Below are 19,338 nucleotides of genomic sequence, written 5' to 3'. Positions count from 1 at the left end.
CCCCCTTGTGGGAGAAGGGAAGTCGGCGCTAGCTCACCTCCGCCGTCCTTCTGCGCACGATCACGCCCAGTTCGTCACTTTCCCGCGCGATGCGCAGTCGCTCTTCGGCTTCGGTCGCTTCGCGCTGGCGGTCCCACATCGAGGCGTAGAGGCCGTGTTTGGCCAGAAGCACCGCATGCGTGCCACGCTCGGCGATCTGGCCGTCCTTCAGCACGATGATCTCGTCCGCCGAGATCACCGTCGACAGGCGGTGGGCGATCACGATGGTGGTGCGGCCCTTGCTGACGAGATCGAGCGCCGCCTGGATCTCCTGCTCCGTCTGGGTGTCCAGCGCCGAGGTCGCCTCGTCCAGCATCAGGATCGGCGGCGCCTTCAGGATGGTGCGGGCGATCGCCACGCGCTGCTTCTCGCCACCCGACAGTTTCAGGCCGCGCTCGCCGACCATCGACTTGTAGCCTTCGGGCAGCTTGTCGATGAACGGGCCAATTTGGGCGAGCTCGGCGGCCTTGCGCACCTCCTCCTCGCTGGCGCCGACGCGGCCGTAACGGATGTTGTAGGCGATGGTGTCGTTGAAGAGCACCGTGTCCTGCGGCACCATGCCGAGCACGGCGCGCAGGCTCTGCTGCGTGACGTCGCGGATATCCTGGCCGTCGATCAGCACCTGGCCACCCTGCACGTCGTAGAAACGGAACAGAAGCCTGGAAATGGTCGACTTGCCGGCGCCTGAGGGGCCGACGATCGCCACCGTCTTGCCGGCGGGCACCTCGAAGGAGACGCCCTTCAGGATCTTGCGGTTCGGATCGTAGGAGAAGTGCACGTCGCGGAACTCGACCTTGCCGGGGCCGACCTTCAGCGGCTTCGCATCCGGCTTGTCGACGATCTCCTGCGGCACATCGAGCAGGTCGAACATATGCTCGATGTCGGTCAGGCCCTGCCGGATCTCGCGGTAGATGAAGCCGATGAAATTGAGCGGCACCGAGAGCTGGATCAGCATGGCGTTGATGAAGACGAAGTCGCCGACCGTCTGAGTGCCTGCCTGCACCTCCAGCGCCGACATGCACATGACGATGACCGTGCCCAGGCCGAAGATGAGCCCCTGGCCGAAATTCAGCCAGCCGAGCGAGGTCCAGGTCTTGGTCGCGGCGATCTCGTAGCGCGCCATGGAGCGGTCGAAGCGCTCGGCCTCCATGCGCTCGTTGGTGAAATACTTGACCGTCTCGAAGTTGAGCAGGGAGTCGATCGCCTTGGTGTTGGCGTCGGTGTCGCTATCGTTCATGTCGCGGCGGATCGAGATGCGCCAGTCGCTGGCCTTGACCGTGAACCAGACGTACAGCCAGACTGTGACGGCGACGACCGCCACATATTTCCAGCCATAGGTGAAGGCGAAGATGCCGGCCGTCAGCGCGAATTCGAGGATGGTCGGCGCCGTGTTCAGCATGATGAAACGCACGATCGTCTCGATGCCTTTGGTGCCGCGCTCGATGATGCGCGACAGGCCGCCGGTGCGGCGTTCGAGATGGAAGCGCAGCGACAACTGATGCATGTGGACGAAGGTGCGGTAGGCGAGTTGGCGCACCGCATATTGGCCGACACGGGCAAACAATGCGTCGCGCAACTGGTTGAAGCCGAGCTGGACCAGGCGCAGCACGTTATAGGCGATGACCAGCGCCACCGGCGCCAGCAGAAAGGCCGGCAGCGGCGGCGGGGTCTTGGAAGCGTGGGCCAGCGCGTCGGTCGCCCATTTGAAGAAATAGGGGCCGGCCACCAAAGTGAGCTTGGCGACGACCAGAAGCAGCGTTGCCCAGGTCACGCGTGCTCTGAGATCGGCGCGCTCGGCCGGCCACATATAGGGCCAGAGGTTGCGCAACGTGGTGAGGGTGCCGGCTTCGGCGGATACGGTCTTTTCGGCCACTAGTCTTGCCTTTTGGGTAAACTGCTGGGGCAGCAGGAAGCAACGAGTTGGTTGAGCGAGGCGCAGACGCCCGCAAGCGCGGTATGGTCGACCGCGTAGCGCGAGCGCTGGCGGTCGGCCTCGAAGCGGACGAGCCCCGCCTCAACCAGGATCTTCAGGTGCTGCGAAACGGTCGATTGGGCGAGATCGAGATGGTCGACCACCTCACGGCACGAGCAGCAGGAACTGGCCGAGAGATGTTTCAGGATTTCGATACGCGCCGGATGCGAGAGCGCCGCAAGGAGCAGCGCGATGGCGCGGCTGTCAGCGCAGCATGTTTCAGGGGATTCGATCATCGTCCATCGGCGATAGACGATGGACGACGGAAGGGCAAGCTAGGCGGATGGGTAGAAAGCTAATCGCCCCCACAGGGGGAGAGATTGGCTATTCGCCAACCTCTACTCCGCCTTCGGCGCGGTCATCTGCTCGCCCATGGCCTTCAGGTCGGCGTTCTCGCCTTCCTTGGACTTGGACGGCACCTTGAACACCTGGCCGGGCCAGATGCGGTCGGGATCGCGGATCTGGTCCTTGTTGGCAAGGTAGATGGTCGAAAAGCGCGTGCCGTGGCCATAGACGCGGCGCGAGATGCGCCAGAGCGTGTCGTTGCGGCGGATGATGACGGCGCCGTCGGCATGTTCGAGCTTCGGCGCGACCGTCTCGGCCACGTCTGTCGACGGCGTCGCTTCAGCAACCTTGGCCGGAGACTCGGCGGGCTTAGTCGCTTCGGCCGTTGCCGCCGGAGCTTCCGCGGCCTGGGATCCGGCGCCCTGGACCTGTGTGAGTTTGGTCTCTGCCGGCTTGGCCTCGCCAGCCTTCGTCTCGCTAGGGGCGACAGCGGCGACGGACTCGCCTGGCTCGCGCTCGAACGGCACGGCGGCGCGAGCGACGACCTTGACGCCGTCATCGTCCAATCCGTCGACATGGATGGTGTAGCTGCCGACCGGAATGTCGCGCGTAGCTTCGATCAGGAAATGCCCGTCAGGAGAGGTCTTGGCATCGCCGAGCAGGATGGCATCGGCATAGGCGCGCACCTTGCGGCCCGGGTCGGCCGTGCCGGCGACGAAGATCTTGCTGCCGTCGATCTCGACCGCTTCGACGGCGATCTTGGGCTCCGCCGCGGCGGCCGCAGCCGGCGCGGTTGCCTGGTCCGTGGCGGCCGGCGCGGTCGTGGCCGACGCTGCGGCTGAATCCGACGCGGCCGGCGCGGTCGTTGCGGGGGCCTGGGCTGCCGGTGCCGCCTGGTCGGTAGCGGCCGACGCTGCCGGCTTGGTCGCGGCCTCGGGAACGGTGATCAGTTGCGAGGCCTTGCCGGGCTCCTCGACCATGGCCAACACCTGCCCGGTCGGGCTCTGCGGCACCGAGACCACAGCGGTCTGGGCCGAGGCGACGGCATTGCCGCCGACCGTCTGGCGCAGCGTAATCGTATAATCGCCGGGCTTCAGCGGATCGTCGAGCACAATGGCGAAGGCGCCGTCGGGGCCGGAATCGGTCGAACCGAGCACCGAACCGCCACTCAGGATCTCCACCTTGGCGTTGGGCGCGGCGCTGCCGGCGACGACGATCGAGCCGTTGCTCTCGACGCGCACGACATCGAAGGTCGGCAGTGTCGGACCAGCCGCTGCCGGCGCCTGGGCGGCCGGCGCGGTTGCGTTCTTGTTGGCCGGCGCCATGGCGTTGCTGGCGGGAGCCATGGCATTGTTGGCCGGCGCCATCGTGTTGGCCGGGGCAATTGTGTTTGAGGGAGCCTGAGGCACGCGCGCCTCGGTGGTCGTGCTCGAGGATTCAGCCGGTTTCGCACCGGTCTGCGGCAGCGCGGTGACCTGCGCCGGTTTCTGGGTGTTGATGTAGGGATCAAGCGCACCCGACCCGTAGGCGACTGCCGCGACGACGGCCACGCCGCCCGCCGCGAACAAAAACGCCTTAGAAGGATTGATAGCCATAACTTTATATTGCCCCCTTAGCCACCTAACGCCGGTCTAGCGTGTTTTCTCCACGCTCACAAGAAAAAGCCCGTGCGCGGGCTTGACCGAGCCAGCCGTCCCCATCACCAATCATCGTCATGAACACGATTCGATCCGTCTGCGTCTATTGCGGCTCGTCTCCGGGCCGCGACGAGGCCTATATCAAAGCCGGCCACATGCTTGGCCGCTCGCTTGCCAAATCCGGGTTGCGCCTGATCTATGGCGGCGGCAACAAGGGCATCATGGGCGCCGTCGCCGATGGCGCGCTCAAGGCCGGAGGCAAGGTCACCGGCATCATCCCGCGCTTCCTGATCAACAGGGAGGCGACCGAGACCGCGCTCGACAAGCTCGATGAACTCTTGATCACCGACAACATGCATGAGCGCAAGCACAGCATGTTCGAAAAATCCGACGCCTTTGTGGCGCTGCCGGGCGGCATCGGCACGGTGGAGGAGATCGTCGAGATCATGACCTGGGCGCAGCTCGGCCATCACCGCAAGCCGATCGTCTTCGCCAACGTCAAAGGGTTCTGGGATCCGATGCTGGCGCTGATAGAGCACATGTCGGAGGAAGGCTTCATCCACACCGCGCATCGCGTGAAGCCGCTGGTGGTCACCGATCCGGAAGCGATCGTCGCCGCCATCATGGTGGCGGGCTCGTCCGTCGACGCGCCGACCGAAGGCGTGCAGTCGGTGATAGATAAGATGTAGATTGAGGGGAGTAAGGGAATAAGGAGTAAGGGAGTATGTTTGGGGCGCTCTAAATGGCGCACGGGAAGCGCTTCCCTAATCCCCTAATCCCCTAATCCCCTAATCCCCTACTGCCCTCCTCAAATCACCAATCACCGTCCGCCGGTCATTCCGCCGCCAGGCGAGATGGATCGACACGCTGCGTTTGAACCAGTGCAGGTCGCGGAAGATCACGCCGGGCGGTGCCGCGCTTCGCAGGCTCTGCTGAACAGTGGCGAGGCCGAGGCCGGCGCTGACCAGGCCGAGCGAGGTCAACGGGTCGTTGGTCTCATAGGCGATGTCGGGCATGAAGCCGGATTCGACGCAGGCCGCGAGGAATTGGGCGCGGTTAGTGTCGCCGGGCTGGCGCACGACGGTGATCCAGACGCGGCCGTCGAGCTCGCCGGGCGCGATGCCGGCGGCGCCGACGAGCGGATCGCCCTCAGGCATCGCGAGCACCAACGGCTCGCGCCGCACCAGCATGCTTTCAAGATCGGGGTCTCCCTCCGGCGCAGGCGAATAGACGAAACCAAGGTCGAGCACGCGCCGCCTCAGATCCTCGAACTGCGCCGCCGTCCGCCGGCTCCTGAGTTGCAGGTGGAAATCCGGCCGCGCGCGTCGGAAATCCTTCAGCATCGCGGCGATCAGCCCGGCATGCACCGCGCCCTCGACATAGCCGATGGCAAGGCTGCCCGTGGCGCCGCTGGCGAGGTTGCGGCCGAGTTCCTCCAGCCGCGCTGCATTGGCGAGCAGCGCTCGGGCTTCGGCAAGGAAGGCCCTGCCCTCGGCGTTGAGATGGATGCGCTGCTTCGCCCTCTCGAACAATGTGACGCCCAATTGCTCCTCGAGCTGCATGATCTGACGGCTCAAGGGCGATTGCGAGATGTGCAACTGCTCGGCGGCGCGGCCGACATTGCCGGCTTCGGCGACGGCGACGAAATATCTGATCTGTCGCAGGTCGAGCATTTTCCGCCTCCAATTCAAAGTCCCCAAAGGTCTGAACTTTATCCTAATCAGTCTTGGACAGTCTGGACAGCCGGCGCGATATCTCTCCCGTCAACCAGCCATAAAAGGAGACCGCCATGCAGTTCTTTGCCCTGCTCACCCGCAACACCCAGAAATTCAGCGACACCGATTTCGCGCCGTTGCTGCCGCCGGAGTCCGAGCAGCGAAAGACGCTGTACGTGCAAGGCGCCGTGCGCCAGATCTGGAACCGTGGCGACATTCCCGGCAGCGGCATGATGTTCGAAGCGGCCGACGAGAAAGAAGTGCGCGACCATCTCGCCACGCTGCCGCTGATCGAGGCCGGCATGATGGACGTCACCGCGATCGTGCCGCTCAACCCCTATCCGGGTTTTGGACCGAAGCGCTAAGCGGGACTTCAGGTGAGGCCGTAGTTCCCGCGCGCGGCCTCACCGCCTCGGGGCCCTAGTTGCGGCCATCCGCTCCCCTTGCCGAAGAAGAAGCCGTCGCTATTGTCGACGGCAATCCGAAACAAGGGGCAGAATGTCCATGAAACTTGGCTTCGTCGGCACGGGCGCGCTGAGCTCGGCCATCGTCACCGGGTTGAAATCGCTGCCGGGTGAGACGACCCCGGTGGTGATCTCGCCGCGCAATGAGGCGATCGCTGCGGGACTTGCCGCGCGCTACCGGGATGTGCGCATTGCCGCCGACAATCAGGCCGTGCTCGACCAGTGCGACACGGTCATGCTGGCGGTGCGGCCGCAGATCGCGCGCGAGGTGCTGAAGGAACTGCGATTCCGGCCGGATCATCACGTCGTCAGCCTGATCGCGACGATACCGCGTGAGGAGATTGCCGGCCTCGTGGCGCCGGCGGCGCATGTCGGCAAGGCCCTGCCGATGCCAATGATCGCCCGCCGGCAAGGCTCTACGATCATCTGTCCGCCGGACCCGATCGTGGCGACGTTCTTCGGCAGGTTGGGCGGGGTGATCGAGGTCGAGGACCAGAGCGAGTTCGACGCGCTCAGCGTCGTCACCGCCACCTATGCCGGCTATTTCAGATATCTCGACACGATCCACGCCTGGGTGAGCAGTCAGGGTGTGCCGCGCGACAAGGCCCGCGACTACATCACCAGCATCTACAAGGCGCTGGCCGATGCGCCGGATACGGCGCCGGACGAAGATTTCATGCATCTTGCGCAGGATTATGCGACGCGCGGCGGCATCAACGAGCAGGTGCTGCGCGAGATGACCGAGCGGGGCACGTTCGAGGCCTTCGCGGAGAGCCTGGAGCGGGTACATCGGCGCATCACGGGCGAGTAGTCGGCCAGCCCAGGAGCGATTACCAATTACTCCGCCGGGGCGAACCGAGGTGACGGCCTGCGCGCGCTCAGCCGATCCAAGTAGAGGTAGACGACCGGCGTTGTGTAGAGCGTCAGCAATTGCGAGACGATGAGGCCGCCGGCGATCGCCGCAGGGCAGCTTGGGCCTGGACGATTCAGCCGGCACCAGTGAGTTCAACGGCCGTGCGCACGCGGGCGAGCACCTCGCTCAGCATGTCGTGCATGGCCTTGCGGGCTCTTGCCGAGTCGCCGGCCTCGATCGCCCTCAGCACCTTGCCATGCGCGTCGAGATCGCCCACCGGGTGACCGAACAGCGCGTTGGTGGTCGGCACGCTATATTGCAGCGCCGTGTGGATCAGCGCCGAGAGCGGCAGGAAGAAGCGGTTGCCGGCGGCGGCAAGCACGGCTTCATGGAAAGCGGCGTCCGACAAGACCGGATCGCCCTGGCCGGAGGACGCGGCGCGCATCGCCTCGAAGGCCTCGCGGATGGCCGCGATCTCGTCTGCTTTATTGCGGCCCGCGGCGAGTGCCGCCGCCTCGCATTCGAAGCCGAGGCGCACCTCCAGAAGCTCGATGATGAAGTGGCGCGGTGTCGCGCTGGCGCGCAGCCAACCCAGGACCGAGGGGTCCAAGAAATTCCAGTCCTTCAGCGGGCGGATGCGCGAGCCGCGTCGCGGGCGGGTGACCAGCAGGCCCTTGGCCCACAGGATCTTCACCGCTTCGCGGGCGGCGCTGCGGCTGGCGCCGAAGCGGGCGCAGATCTCCTCCTCGCCAATCAAGGTCGCGCCGGGCGGAAACAGCCCGCCGAGAATCTCGCGACCGAGGATGTTGGCTATCTCGTCCGTCACCGACGAGGTCTGGTTGCCTGCCATTTGTCCCAGCCCTTTTCAGAGTCTGCCAGCCCAGTGATGAACAGTCAGGTTGATACCTCACCGAACCAGTGATTGTCCATATCATCTGATTTGTCAGATAAATAGTTGGAACGGCCACGGTTTTCCTGCTAGCTGTCGCAGCGGAAAATCCGGACGGAACAGCGGAGAGCCGGTTTGTCGCCAACATCCTCCATGCGCGCGGTGGTGCTGCGCCTGCCGCTCGACCTCGGCGTCGAGGAGCGTGCGACGCCAGAGCCCGGCCCGGGCGAGGTGCTGGTACGCATCACGCGCGGCGGCATCTGCGGCTCCGACCTGCATTATTTCCGCCATGGCGGCTTCGGCACCGTGCGCGTGAAGGAGCCGATGATCCTCGGCCATGAGATCGCCGGCCGCATCGAGGCGGTGGGCGCCGGCGTTTACGGGCCGACGGTGGGCACGGCGGTCGCCGTCAATCCGGCCAATCCTTGCGGCGTCTGCGCCTTCTGCCGCGCCGGCCAATCGATCCATTGCCTCGACATGCGCTTCCTGGGGTCGGCGATGCGCACGCCGCATGTGCAGGGCGGCTTTGCCGAGCATCTCGTCTGCCGCGCCGAAAACGCCGTCCCGCTACCGAAGGGGGCCGACCCTACCGCCGGCGCTTTCGCCGAGCCTCTCGCCGTGACGCTGCATGCCGTCGCCCAGGCGCCCGTCTATGGCAGCCGGGTGCTGATCATGGGCGCCGGGCCGATCGGCACACTGCTGGTGCTCGCCGCGCGTTTTGCCGGCGCGCGCGAGGTGGTGGTCACCGACGTGCAGGACAGGCCGCTGCAATACGCCGCCAAGGTCGGCGCCGACCGCACGATCAATGTCGCCACACATGCCGAGGCGATGGACGGCTATGCCGTCAACAAAGGGTATTTCGACGTCGTCTTCGAGGCCGCCGGCCAGGGCGCCACAGTGGCTAGCGCCTTGCCTATCATCAAGCCGCGCGGCACGCTGGTGACCGTCGGCCAGGGCGCGACGGCGGAACTTTCGATGTCGATGATCGTCACCAAGGAAATCCAGGTGAAGGGCAGCTTCCGTTTCGACACGGAATTCGCTCTCGCGGTCGACCTGATCGGCTCGGGCCGCATCTACGTCGCGCCACTGCTCAGCAACACGCTGCCGCTCGCCGAGGCGCGAAAAGCCTTCGAATTGGCCAGCGACAAATCACAATCGATGAAGGTGCAAATTGCGTTCGACTGATTATCTCGGCCGCCTCTTCGGCCTCGAGGGCAGAAATGCCTTCATCACCGGCGCCAGCCGCGGGCTGGGGTTTGCCTTCTCAGAGGCGCTGGCCGCGGCTGGCGCGCGCGTCACCCTAGGCGGCCGCAAGATCGAGGAGCTGAAGGCTGCCGGCGACAGGCTGCGTGCCAAAGGCCACACGGTCGCAGAATCCGTGATCGACGTCACCGACACTCAGTCGGTCGATGCGGCGATCGCGGCTTCGGAGGCCGGCACCGGGCCGATCGACATCCTGGTCAACAATGCCGGCATCCAGCGCCGCGCGCCGCTCGAGACTTTTTCCGACGCCGACTGGGACGCGCTGATGGCGACCAATCTCGACGGCGTGTTCAAGGTGAGCCGCGCGGCGGTGAAGGGCATGATCCAACGCCGCAAGGGCGTCATCATCAACGTGTCGTCGGTACAGAGCACGCTCGCCCGTCCCTCGATCGCGCCTTACGCGGCGAGCAAGGGGGCGATCACCATGCTGACCAAGTCGATGGCCGGCGAATGGGGCCAGCACGGCGTGCGCGTCAACGCCATCGCGCCCGGCTACTTCAAGACCGAGATGAACGCCGCTCTCGTCGCCGACGAAAAATTCTCGACCTGGCTTACCGGCCGCACGCCGATGCGGCGCTGGGGCGACGTCGAGGAACTGGCCGGCGCGGCGGTGTTCCTAGCATCCGATGCAGCGAGCTTCGTCACGGGACAGACACTGCTGGTGGATGGCGGGATCACGAGCGTGTTGTGAGGGTTAGTCACCTTCTCAAGCTGATGAGTTCATCTTGCTCACTGGCTGATATGGTTCGGTGACTGCGGCTTCGCTCGCCCGGCGCTGCAGCGTCGCGACCAGCACCCGATCGATCGACAGCCTGCCCGCGCCGCTGAGCGCCAGGATGAACATGCCGCCGGCGATGGCGAGATCCTTCTCGAAATGCAGCAGCTCGTTCTGGCTGGCGAAATTGGCGTGGAAGAGGCTTGCCGTCATCAGGCAGAACAGGCCGAGCCCGATCGCACCCAGCCGCGCCAGGATGCCGAGCGCCACCGACAGGCCGGCGCCGAGCTGCAGCAGGATGGTGGCGATGAGCAGCGGCGTGCCGACGCCGAGCGCGGACATGGCTTTTTGAGCACCCTCGAAATGGGTCACCAGTTGCAGCCCCTCATGCACGAAGATCAGGGACAGGAGCAGACGGCCGGCCAGCAGGACGAGGTCCCTGGCGTGAAGTTTTTGGGCAAGTTCGATCGGTGTCATGATCGGTTCCAATCTTTGGAAACAGGTGGCCGTCACGCGTCCGCGTGGGCCTGCGCGCTCGAGGTTGAAAGGGCGGAGCCGGCGCGAGGGAGAGGAACGCCGGCTCCGGTTTTCGGGCGCTACCGCCGTGGCGCCCAAAACGTTGTATTCGCGGGAGAGGTCAGCGCCAGGGCCCCTCTCCGGCCGCTTCGCGGCCACCTCTCCCCACTTCGTGGCGCGAGGAACAGCGTTACTTCGTCACCTTCGTGTCGATGGCCTGCTTGAGGTCGGAAAGCTCCTCGCAGCCCGACGGGCATAGCTTCTCCAGCGAGGCGAGTTGCTCGTTGGCCTTGGCCATGTCGCCGGTCTCGACATAGAGCTCGCCCAGATATTCATGCGCAGCCTTGTGGTCGGGCTTAAGCTCCAGCGCCTTGGTGTAGTAGGTCAGCGAGGTCTGGTAGTCGCCGGTCTTGCGCAGCGTGAAGCCGAGCAGATTGTAGACGTCGGCCTGCTGGGTGTCCTGCGCGAGGTCGCGCAGATCGGCCAGCGCGCCCTTGTAGTCCTTGGCGTCGATCTTGGCCTTCACGGCCGTCAGGTCGGGCGCGTCGGCGCCTTCGATATCGTCCACCGCATAAGCCGGAACAGCGATGGCGATGGGGGCCGCGGTCAGCACCGCAATGGCGCCGAGTACCGCGAAGAGTGCATGTTTCATGGGACTTGTCGCTTTCTGTTCGGGATCCGATTCAAAATCAGATCTGGGTTGGGGTGAAGGCGTAGGCTTTGCCGTCCTTGACGAAGCTTCCAGTGCCGGGGAACGGGAAGTGCGAGCCGCAGATGCGGACATTGTCGGCGATCACCTGGTCGATAATCCGGTGGCGCGTGGTGATCGCCATCGGCCCGTCCTGGTCGTAGGCGCCCTGCCATTCGGGATGCGGGGCAAGCAGCGCCGGCACGTACATGGTGTCGGCCGAGACCAGGAACTGCTCGGAACCGGCATCGACGTGGTAGACGGAATGTCCAGGCGTATGGCCGGGCGCCGCCATGATGCGGATGCCGGGCACCACTTCCGCGCCGTCGTCAACCAGCTTCCAGTTCTTCCATTTCGGGAAGTTCTCGGCGATGCGCTTGCCGGCCGGCTTGCGGCCCTCGGGCAGCTTGGCGAGCCGGCTCGGATCCGTCCACCAATTGTACTCGGTGGCGTTGACGACCAGCTCGGCATTCGGGAACACCGGATCGTTGGTGCCCTTCTCCATCAGGCCCCAGACGTGGTCCGGATGGAAATGCGAGATTAGAACGGTGTCGATCGCCTTGTAGTCGATGCCAGCGGCCTTCATGTTGGCCGGCAGATGCGTGGCGTTGGCCTGCCACTGGCCGACGCCCGAGCCGGCGTCCATCATGATGGTGCGGCCATTCATCTTGAGCACCACGACGGTCAGCGGGATCGGCATGAACTCGGTGGTCAGCCCCGCCTTGGCGAGCGCGGCCTTGGTGTCGTCGACCGATACGTCCTTGATGAAGGCCGGGTCGTGGGGCTTGCGCCAGATGCCGTCATAGACGGCGGTGACCTCGAGCGAACCGACCTTGTACTTGTAGAAGCCGACGAGCGGCTCGACCGGGGTCTCAGCGTGAGCCGCGGGCGCAAATTCAAGCTTGCCGGCAATGCCGAAGGCGGCGGCGGCGGCGGATCCGAGCACCATGCGGCGTGTCATGTTGAACATCAGAAATCTCCTCTTGTGGCTGCAAATTTGCTTCAGGTTTCAGGCGGTACGAGAGGTTGGCGGAGGGCCCGGTGCGACCCTCCGCCGGCTGCGGCAACCGGTGCCGGCCGATCCGACTGAAGACCGGCCGGCGCCGGGAGATCGGGACTTGGATTCCGATCCCGGCGAGGCGTGCCTTCCTCATCCGGGATCAGGACCTTTGGTCCCGCCTCCTAGCGCCCCCAGATGCCCTGGCCGGGCTCTTCCGCAGCGATTTTGGCCGCCGGCTTCATGTCGTGGCGGTCCATCTTCACGATGGAAGCAGTGGTGGTGGTGTCGACGGCGGCTGCCTGCTGGGCGGCCGCGGAGAAGTGGTCGCTGCCGGCAAAGGCGCTGCCGGTGGCAAGGAGGATGGCGACTGCGGTGAGGGCGATCTTGTTCATATGCGTGTTCCTTCCGGGTTGGTTAATGCGTGCCTTGGGAGGATGGCCTCGCTACAGCCAAGACCCGGAAGGCCCGGGCTTTATTCCCGAAACGCGGAAGAATTTTCTTGGGAAAACAGAAAATCGAGATTTTCCGGATGAGCCGAGGCGCGGTCAGTTAGCCGGCATTAATCATGGCTTGCGCTTGTGGGCCAAAAACAAGCTTTGGGGCTGCCCACGACGCAACTCGACGTCCAAATGGAAGTTTTAGCTTAAGCACTTTCTTCTACATTCAGTCGATGGACCTTGGTCCGAACAGCTATTCGGGTTCAATTGACCGGGACGGGTTTCAATATCGGCCGCATCAGACAGGCCGTTTTCTCTTCCGCCAACTTACCGGCGGCGATCGCGGTTTTTGTGCTCGCGATCTGCGCTATCTATGCCGATGAGCAGAATAGAAGAGTGTCCGACCAACTGGCGCGTGCAGACGTGCTCGCCAAGGTCAACATCATCCGCGCCAAGCTCGAAGGCAACATAAACGGCAATTTGCAGCTGGTTCAGGGCCTTGCTTCAGCGGTGACGACCGAGCCGTATATGGGGCAACAGCGATTTGCGGCGCTCGCCGCGAACCTGTTCAAAGAGAAATCACAGCTGCGCAACGTCGCTGGCGCTCCCGACCTCGTGATCTCGCTGATGTACCCGATGAAGGGCAACGAAAAGGCGCTCGGGCTCGACTACCGCAAGAATGAAGGTCAGCGCACGGCGGCGCTTCGGGCGCGCGACCAGCGCGCCTTGGTGCTGGCAGGTCCCGTGGACCTCGCCCAAGGGGGCCGAGGCTTCATCGGCAGGATTCCGATCTTCGTCCCGACAGTGGGCGGCGGTGACCGGTTCTGGGGCATCCTCTCGGCGGTCATCGATGTCGATAGGCTCTACGCCGCAAGCGACCTGACCGATCCGGGCCTCGACATCGACGTCGCCCTGACAGGCAAGGACGCGCTGGGCGGCGGCGGCCAACGCTTCTTCGGGAGTGAGAGCGTAGTCAACGGCAACCCCGTGACGACGGAAGTGGAACTGCCTCTCGGGTCCTGGCAATTGTCCGCGACACCGAAGCACGGCTGGCCGGCTACGCCGAAGAACGAGGCTGCCTTGCGCGCGACGATGGCGCTGGCCGGCGCGCTGGTTGTGTTGCCCATCCTGATAGCCGGCTGGTTGTTCGGCGAGCGACAGAAGAACTACGCGGAGCTGCGGCGGCTTTCGCAGAGGCTGGAGCTTGCGCTCGACGCCTCGGGCATCGGTGTGTGGGAGCATGACCTCGCCACCTCGCAGCTCGTGTGGGACGACCGCGTGAACGAGATCTACGGCCGGGTAGCGGATGGCAAGCCCCGCGGCTATGACGACTGGGCCCTGGCTATTCATCCAGACGATCTGGATCGCGCACGCAAGGATTTCGATGCGGCGGTGGCAAGCCGAGGCCGCTACTCCTCGCAATACCGTCTTCTCCTTCCAGACGGCACCGTTCGGCACGTACGCACGCGGGCAAACTTCCTGCAGGGCCTCGGCGACACGCCCAAGTTGATCGGCGCCGAATGGGACGTGACCAGCGACGTCCTGCTCAACGAGAATCTGGTGCGTGAGCGGCAATTGTCGGAATCGAAGAATGCCGAACTCGAGACCGCCAAGGCGCGCATCGAGCACGTTGCGCTGCATGATTCTCTGACAGGCCTGCCCAATCGCCGTTATCTCGATGAGATGCTGGCCCGGTCGCGCGATGATCGCACCGCGTTGCTGCATCTCGACCTCGATCGCTTCAAGCAAATCAACGACACGCTCGGCCATGCGGCAGGCGACGCCATGCTCATGCATGCCTCGAAAGTCATCAAGGCCAACGTCCGGGCAGCCGACTTCGTGGCGCGCATCGGCGGGGATGAGTTCATCGTGGTGTGCCACAGGCGCAGGGACGATGAACTCGCCGCACTCGCCGACCGGATCATCGAAGAGATGCGCCAGCCCGTCGACTATAAGGGCCACCAATGCCGGTTTGGGGTCAGCATCGGGATTGCGGCCAACAGCGGCATCGATCCCAAGCAACTGCTGGTCAATGCCGATCTCGCGCTCTACCGAGCCAAGAGCCGAGGGCGCAACCGCTATGAGTTCTTCAACGAAGAGCTGCAAAGCGAGATCGTGAGGACCAAGCAGACTGCCGATGAGATTCTCGGCGGCCTGGAGCGCAACGAGTTCATTGCCTATTACCAGCCGCAGTTCGACGCCAACACGCTTGAGATCGTCGGTGTCGAGGCGCTGTCGCGCTGGCGCCATCCGCGGCGCGGCATCCTGGCCCCCGACGTGTTCCTCAACGTGGCCGAGGAATTGAACGTGGTCTCGCTCATCGACCGCACGATCCTCGAACAAACGCTCGAGAATTTCCGGCGCTGGTCGCTCGACGGGCTCAACATCCCGCGGGTGTCGGTCAATGTCTCGGCACGAAGGCTGGAAGACAAGGACCTCATCAACGGACTGCGCAAGCTGGCGATCAAGAAGGGAACCGTTTCATTCGAGCTCGTGGAATCCATCTTCCTCGATGAGCACGACGACCTTGTCGCCTGGAATATCGAGCACATCAAGGAACTCGGAATCGACATCGAGATCGACGATTTCGGCACGGGCTATGCATCCGTCGTCAGCCTGCTCAAACTACAACCGCGCCGTCTCAAGATCGACCGGCAGCTCATCACGCCGATAACCGGCTCGGCGGCGCAACGGCGATTGGTGTCGTCCATCATCGAGATCGGCAAATCGCTGGGCATCGAGGTCGTGGCGGAAGGCGTCGAGACGACGGAACATGCGCGCATCCTGAAAGAAATTGGCTGCGACATCCTGCAGGGCTACGCCTTCGGGCGCCCGATGGACGCAACATCCTTCAGGATCTTCGCGCAGTCGCGAGAGTGGCTGGCAGCGGGATAGCGATGCCGGCTCACGGAGCTACACTTTTGACTGAGCCGTTGCCGGCTGCGCGCCCCATTCGGCAAGCGGGCAAACGATAGGACAGCCCTGCCGAGAGGCCGGCTCGTGGAAAGCCCGTTATCAAACTGTCACACCAGGCGGCAATCGCCATGGTAGGTTCGCCTTGAGCACCCCGCGACCCGACCGCATCAAGAGCCGGCGAAGGCACCATGAACATCGCCCTCCCCGCCGAAGGCACCGACCTCTCGCCCTACCTGCCGGACGAGCACGGGCTGTTCTTCATCTACCATTTCAAGGCCGATGGTTCCCGGACCACGGATCCCGCCGAGGCGCATTGGAGCTGGCGCAGCTACCAGATCACCGACATGCGCGCCCGCCAGGAGATCGCCGCCGAGAAGGCCCTGCCGGCGCCGGTGCGCGACGCCTTCCTGTCGCCCAGCCATGGCTGCCAGATCGATTTCGAGGATGACTTCCTCTATGGCGACCTGCCCGACTTCAGGCATGATTTCGCGGAGGCGCGCGGACTGACACATTTCCGCTTCGCCTTCAACGACAGGATGCTGGTCGGTGCGCGCAAGCAGCCGCTGGAATCGGTAGACAGGGTCCGCAAGATGGTGGAGAGCGGCGCACGGAAATTCCGCGCGCCGGCCGAGCTGATCGAGGCGGTGATGGGACAGTCGCTCGACGGCATGGCGGCCGAGCTCGACAAGATGGGCGACACGCTCGATGGCATCGAGGACCGCATCGTGTGCGATACATGGCACAATGAGCGCCAGGCGCTGGTCGACGCGCGCCGGCAGCTGGTGCTGATCCACCGGCAGATGGCGACGCTCACCAGTCTTTTCCGCCACCTCGACCATTCGCATCGGAACGAACTGCCGGACCCGATCAACGACATGGCGACACGTCTCTCGCACCGGGCGCTTACGCTGTATCACGACGGCGAGCAGCTGCAGGCGCGCACGCGCCTGTTGCAGGACGAGCTGATGGCCAAGCTGACCGAGCAGTCGAACCAGCTGCTCTACATCCTGTCGGTCATGACGGCAGTGCTGTTGCCGATGACCATCATCTCCGGCCTGTTCGGCATGAATGTCGGCGGCTTGCCGCTGGTCGACACGCCGCACGGCTTTTGGGTGGTGACGGCGATCTCGGTCATCGTCGCCGGCATCGTTTACAAGATCGTGCGACGGCTGGGGCGGGTCTAAAGCAATCGGGACTACGCGGTTGCCCGCAGATCCTCGACGATCGTGCCTGCGGCAGCGACTTCCGCTTCATGGCCGGGTTCGCGCCAGGTTTCGGCAAGGCCGGCCGTATACCATTCGCGCATGGCCGGCAGGTCGAGCAGCCGCCGCGGATAGTCAGCCGCTTCACCTTCGAACGTCAGTCCGTAGGACTGCGCCCTGAACGCAATAGGGGCGAAGAACGCATCGACTGCGCCAAAACGGTCGCCCGCCAGGAACGGCCCGCCGAAACGTGCCAGGCCATCGTTCCACAAGTCTCCCATGCGGAAGAGGTCATGCTTCAGCGCGCCAGACATCGGCAATAGTTCGACCCGCACGCCGCAGCTCATCGGGCAGTCGTTGCGCAGCGCGGTGAAGCTCGAATGCATTTCGGCGGCGGCCGAGCGCGCCCAGGCGCGCGCCTTCGCATCTGCCGGCCAGACGCCCGGATGACGTTCGGCCAGATATTCGACGATCGAGAGCGAATCCCAGACTGCCCAACCGTCGTCGACGAGGCAGGGCACCCGGCCATTAGGCGAGAACGAGCGATAGAGGCCGAAACTCGGGCCGGCCGGGAACGGCGTAAGCCGCTCCTCGAAGGCAATGTCGAGGACGCGCATCAGCAACCATGGGCGCAGCGACCAGGACGAATAGTTCTTGTTGCCGATATGCAGAACGTACATCGGGCCCCCTCCTCTTTCGACGCGGTTGCGGACGGAAAACCGTCTCCCGTTTTTGCTTATCTCGCGGGCGCCGCCGGGCGGACCTCGCGGCCTCTGAACATCGACCAGCTGTACATCGCCAGCGCCATCCAGATCAGCGCGAAGGCGATGGCTTGCGTGGTGCCGAACGGCTCGTGGAAGATCAGCACGGCGATCAGGAACACCATGGTCGGCGCGATATATTGCATGATGCCGATGGTGGAGAGCCGCAGTAGCCTGGCGCCGAAAGCAAACAACAGCAGCGGCACGGCAGTGATCGGACCGCAGCCGATCAGCAAGGCCGTGTCGGAACCGGTGCTGGAGATGAGATGGTCCTGGCCCGTGGCGATCAGGTAGACGATGTAGCAAAGCGCCGGCACCGACAGCAAAAGCACCTCAAGCAGAAAACCCTGGCTCGGGCCGATCGGCAGCGTCTTGCGGAAGAATCCGTAGGCGGCGAAGGAGAAGGCGAGCGCCAGCGACACCCAGGGCAATTTGCCCGCCTCGACCGTCAGCACCGTCACCGCGATCGCGGCCAGCGCGACCGCTGCGACCTGCAACCGGTCGAGCCGCTCGCCGAGCAGAACGGCGCCGACGACGACGTTGACCAGGGGATTGATGTAATAGCCCAGCGCGGTCTCGACGGTGCGGTCGACCGCGATCGCCCAGACATAGATGCCCCAGTTGACCGAGATCAGCACCGCCGTGAGCGCGGCCATGGCAAGGCTTTTCGGCGAGCGGATCGCTGCCTTGAAATCGGCGGTGCGGCCTGCCCAGACGAGCACCGCCGCCGCGATCGGCACCGACCAGACGACGCGGTTGGCGATCACCTCGGCAAGCGGCAGATGCGCGACCGCCTTCATGTAGAAGGGCAAGAGGCCCCAGAGAAAATAAGCGCCAAGCGCCAGAAGGAAGCCGCGGCGGCCCTTGGCGTCTTGATCGAGATCGGCTGTAGCGGTGACCATGGCCCAACGCTATGGCCCAGCGGGCCGTACAAGACCATCACAAAATCATGATGGATCAATGGAGTTTTGGTGATGGCTCAGCGGGCCGGGATCGCTTCCTTTCCGTGGCGCCGCATCACAATTCGCCTCCGCCGGTCCGCCTACAGAATTTTCTGTTTGCGATGGCCTGCCGGTAATAATAGCCTCATTTTAGCGCTTGGGGGAGTTCTAATATGAAATGATTCTGGAACCATTCAATGTCGCGTCTGACAAGTGTCATAAAGAATAGGAAGTATACTTTCTTCCGAGCACAGCTCGGGGTTAGGCGTCATCTGGCCGACTCAGTCGCCTACCGGGCTTACCGCGCAACAACCGACATCGATTACTTCTTTCACGTTTTTCCGGACCGAAAACTGATCTATGTGGAAGTACCCAAGGCGGGTTGCACCACAGTCAAGCGACTGCTTTCGATCTGCGCCTACGGAATCAACCATGATGACGATCCCGAGGCATATCATTCGCGTCGAAAATCCGGACTGCTTGCCCCGAGCGACGTCGGCGTAAAACTATTCGAGTCGCTGCTGCGCGACCCGGAGACACTGATTTTCTCCGTGGTGAGAAATCCATTCTCCAGATTGCGGTCATGTTATCTCAACAAGTTCTTTGAACTCAAACTATCCGACCCAGGAAATACCGGACTAATCGAGCAATTGATGGGCGACATGACCTCATTGTCCTCGTCCGACATCGACCGAGACCAACTGTCTTTCGACAGCTTCGTCAAAGGCGCCTGCACAACGGCTGCTCTCGGCAAGAACGGCCATTGGAGCCTAATGTCAGCAATAATTCCGAATTCGAGCGACTTCAGGATCGAGATCATAAAGCTCGAATCCCTGGCCGAGGGCTTGAATCCTGTCTTGGCCCGATTGGGCGCTTCGGAAGAAATTCGAAACTCGCTGGCAAAACCGCTCAACCAGTCTGCCCCTACGCCTGGAATTGCATGGACGCGGCCGCTGGTTGATGCGGTCAGGCGGGCCTATGCGGAGGATTTCAGGCGGTTCGGTTACGATGCCGACTACCGAGCCGGCTGACGGTCCGAATCCGC

Annotated in this window: 19 protein-coding genes; 8 read left to right on the top strand and 11 right to left on the bottom strand. The window is 63.9% G+C overall.

Going from position 1 to position 19,338, the window contains the following annotated elements:
• Window positions 1-28 precede the first annotated feature (28 nt).
• From P9272_RS21685 to P9272_RS21675, 3 genes are all read right to left on the bottom strand, one after another.
• Window positions 29-1,912, bottom strand: a complete 1,884-nt coding sequence (locus P9272_RS21685; protein WP_278162113.1) for an ABC transporter ATP-binding protein/permease — start codon at window positions 1,910-1,912, stop codon at window positions 29-31.
• A complete protein-coding gene (locus P9272_RS21680; RefSeq protein ID WP_278162112.1) occupies window positions 1,912-2,247 on the bottom strand; it encodes a metalloregulator ArsR/SmtB family transcription factor in 336 nt (111 codons plus the stop codon). The genes P9272_RS21685 and P9272_RS21680 overlap by 1 nt, the downstream gene beginning before the upstream one ends.
• 102 nt (window positions 2,248-2,349) lie before the next feature.
• A complete protein-coding gene (locus P9272_RS21675) occupies window positions 2,350-3,891 on the bottom strand; it encodes a LysM peptidoglycan-binding domain-containing protein (RefSeq protein WP_278162111.1) in 1,542 nt (513 codons plus the stop codon).
• 119 nt (window positions 3,892-4,010) lie between these two features.
• On the opposite strand from P9272_RS21675, the gene P9272_RS21670 reads away from it, so the two are divergent.
• Window positions 4,011-4,622, top strand: coding sequence for a TIGR00730 family Rossman fold protein (locus P9272_RS21670; protein ID WP_278162110.1), 612 nt, complete (start codon window positions 4,011-4,013; stop codon window positions 4,620-4,622).
• Between the two features lie 99 nt (window positions 4,623-4,721).
• Here P9272_RS21670 and P9272_RS21665 read toward each other — a convergent pair whose 3' ends face one another.
• Window positions 4,722-5,606 (bottom strand): LysR substrate-binding domain-containing protein, encoded by an 885-nt coding sequence (locus tag P9272_RS21665; RefSeq protein WP_278162109.1) that lies wholly within the window; start codon window positions 5,604-5,606, stop codon window positions 4,722-4,724.
• A 116-nt stretch (window positions 5,607-5,722) separates the two neighbouring features.
• Here P9272_RS21665 and P9272_RS21660 point away from each other — a divergent pair, with 116 nt between their 5' ends.
• Window positions 5,723-6,013: a muconolactone Delta-isomerase family protein gene (locus P9272_RS21660; protein ID WP_128257652.1), complete on the top strand. Its 291-nt coding sequence runs from the start codon at window positions 5,723-5,725 to the stop codon at window positions 6,011-6,013.
• A gap of 133 nt (window positions 6,014-6,146) precedes the next feature.
• Complete coding sequence (locus P9272_RS21655) at window positions 6,147-6,923, top strand: pyrroline-5-carboxylate reductase (protein ID WP_278162108.1); 777 nt, start codon at window positions 6,147-6,149, stop codon at window positions 6,921-6,923.
• 175 nt (window positions 6,924-7,098) lie between these two features.
• On the opposite strand, the gene P9272_RS21650 is transcribed toward P9272_RS21655, so the two are convergent.
• Window positions 7,099-7,815 carry a FadR/GntR family transcriptional regulator gene (locus P9272_RS21650; protein ID WP_278162107.1) on the bottom strand — a complete coding sequence of 239 codons (717 nt, stop codon included), beginning with the start codon at window positions 7,813-7,815 and terminating at the stop codon, window positions 7,099-7,101.
• 192 nt (window positions 7,816-8,007) lie between these two features.
• On the opposite strand from P9272_RS21650, the gene P9272_RS21645 reads away from it, so the two are divergent.
• Window positions 8,008-9,039 carry an L-idonate 5-dehydrogenase gene (locus P9272_RS21645; protein WP_278162204.1) on the top strand — a complete coding sequence of 344 codons (1,032 nt, stop codon included), beginning with the start codon at window positions 8,008-8,010 and terminating at the stop codon, window positions 9,037-9,039.
• Complete coding sequence (locus P9272_RS21640; protein WP_278162106.1) at window positions 9,026-9,808, top strand: glucose 1-dehydrogenase; 783 nt, start codon at window positions 9,026-9,028, stop codon at window positions 9,806-9,808. Before P9272_RS21645 ends, P9272_RS21640 begins: the two co-directional genes overlap by 14 nt.
• Window positions 9,809-9,823: 15 nt before the next feature.
• Here P9272_RS21640 and P9272_RS21635 read toward each other — a convergent pair whose 3' ends face one another.
• The 4 genes from P9272_RS21635 to P9272_RS21620 all read right to left on the bottom strand — a co-directional run bounded on the left by P9272_RS21635 (window position 9,824) and on the right by P9272_RS21620 (window position 12,428).
• Window positions 9,824-10,309, bottom strand: coding sequence for a DoxX family protein (locus tag P9272_RS21635; protein ID WP_278162105.1), 486 nt, complete (start codon window positions 10,307-10,309; stop codon window positions 9,824-9,826).
• Between the two features lie 229 nt (window positions 10,310-10,538).
• Complete coding sequence (locus P9272_RS21630; RefSeq protein WP_112125676.1) at window positions 10,539-11,000, bottom strand: tetratricopeptide repeat protein; 462 nt, start codon at window positions 10,998-11,000, stop codon at window positions 10,539-10,541.
• A 37-nt stretch (window positions 11,001-11,037) separates the two neighbouring features.
• Window positions 11,038-12,006, bottom strand: coding sequence for an MBL fold metallo-hydrolase (locus P9272_RS21625; protein WP_278162104.1), 969 nt, complete (start codon window positions 12,004-12,006; stop codon window positions 11,038-11,040).
• 212 nt (window positions 12,007-12,218) lie between these two features.
• Window positions 12,219-12,428, bottom strand: coding sequence for a DUF680 domain-containing protein (locus P9272_RS21620; protein WP_278162103.1), 210 nt, complete (start codon window positions 12,426-12,428; stop codon window positions 12,219-12,221).
• Between the two features lie 342 nt (window positions 12,429-12,770).
• Between P9272_RS21620 and P9272_RS21615 the strand changes: the two genes are divergently transcribed.
• On the top strand, window positions 12,771-15,368 hold the full coding sequence (locus P9272_RS21615) for an EAL domain-containing protein (RefSeq protein ID WP_278162203.1): 2,598 nt from the start codon (window positions 12,771-12,773) through the stop codon (window positions 15,366-15,368).
• A 209-nt stretch (window positions 15,369-15,577) separates the two neighbouring features.
• Window positions 15,578-16,573: a transporter gene (locus P9272_RS21610; protein ID WP_278162102.1), complete on the top strand. Its 996-nt coding sequence runs from the start codon at window positions 15,578-15,580 to the stop codon at window positions 16,571-16,573.
• 11 nt (window positions 16,574-16,584) lie between these two features.
• Here P9272_RS21610 and P9272_RS21605 read toward each other — a convergent pair whose 3' ends face one another.
• Window positions 16,585-17,271, bottom strand: a complete 687-nt coding sequence (locus tag P9272_RS21605) for a glutathione S-transferase (protein ID WP_278162101.1) — start codon at window positions 17,269-17,271, stop codon at window positions 16,585-16,587.
• Between the two features lie 56 nt (window positions 17,272-17,327).
• Window positions 17,328-18,254 (bottom strand): EamA family transporter RarD, encoded by a 927-nt coding sequence (rarD, locus tag P9272_RS21600; protein ID WP_128257643.1) that lies wholly within the window; start codon window positions 18,252-18,254, stop codon window positions 17,328-17,330.
• Between the two features lie 236 nt (window positions 18,255-18,490).
• Here rarD and P9272_RS21595 point away from each other — a divergent pair, with 236 nt between their 5' ends.
• On the top strand, window positions 18,491-19,324 hold the full coding sequence (locus tag P9272_RS21595; protein WP_278162100.1) for a sulfotransferase family 2 domain-containing protein: 834 nt from the start codon (window positions 18,491-18,493) through the stop codon (window positions 19,322-19,324).
• The last annotated feature ends 14 nt before the right edge of the window (window positions 19,325-19,338 follow it).

The organism is Mesorhizobium sp. WSM4976, from assembly GCF_029625685.1.
In the GTDB taxonomy this organism is placed as follows: domain Bacteria; phylum Pseudomonadota; class Alphaproteobacteria; order Rhizobiales; family Rhizobiaceae; genus Mesorhizobium.
Note: the sequence above shows the minus strand (reverse complement) of the source record. Positions and strands in the feature narration are given on the sequence as shown.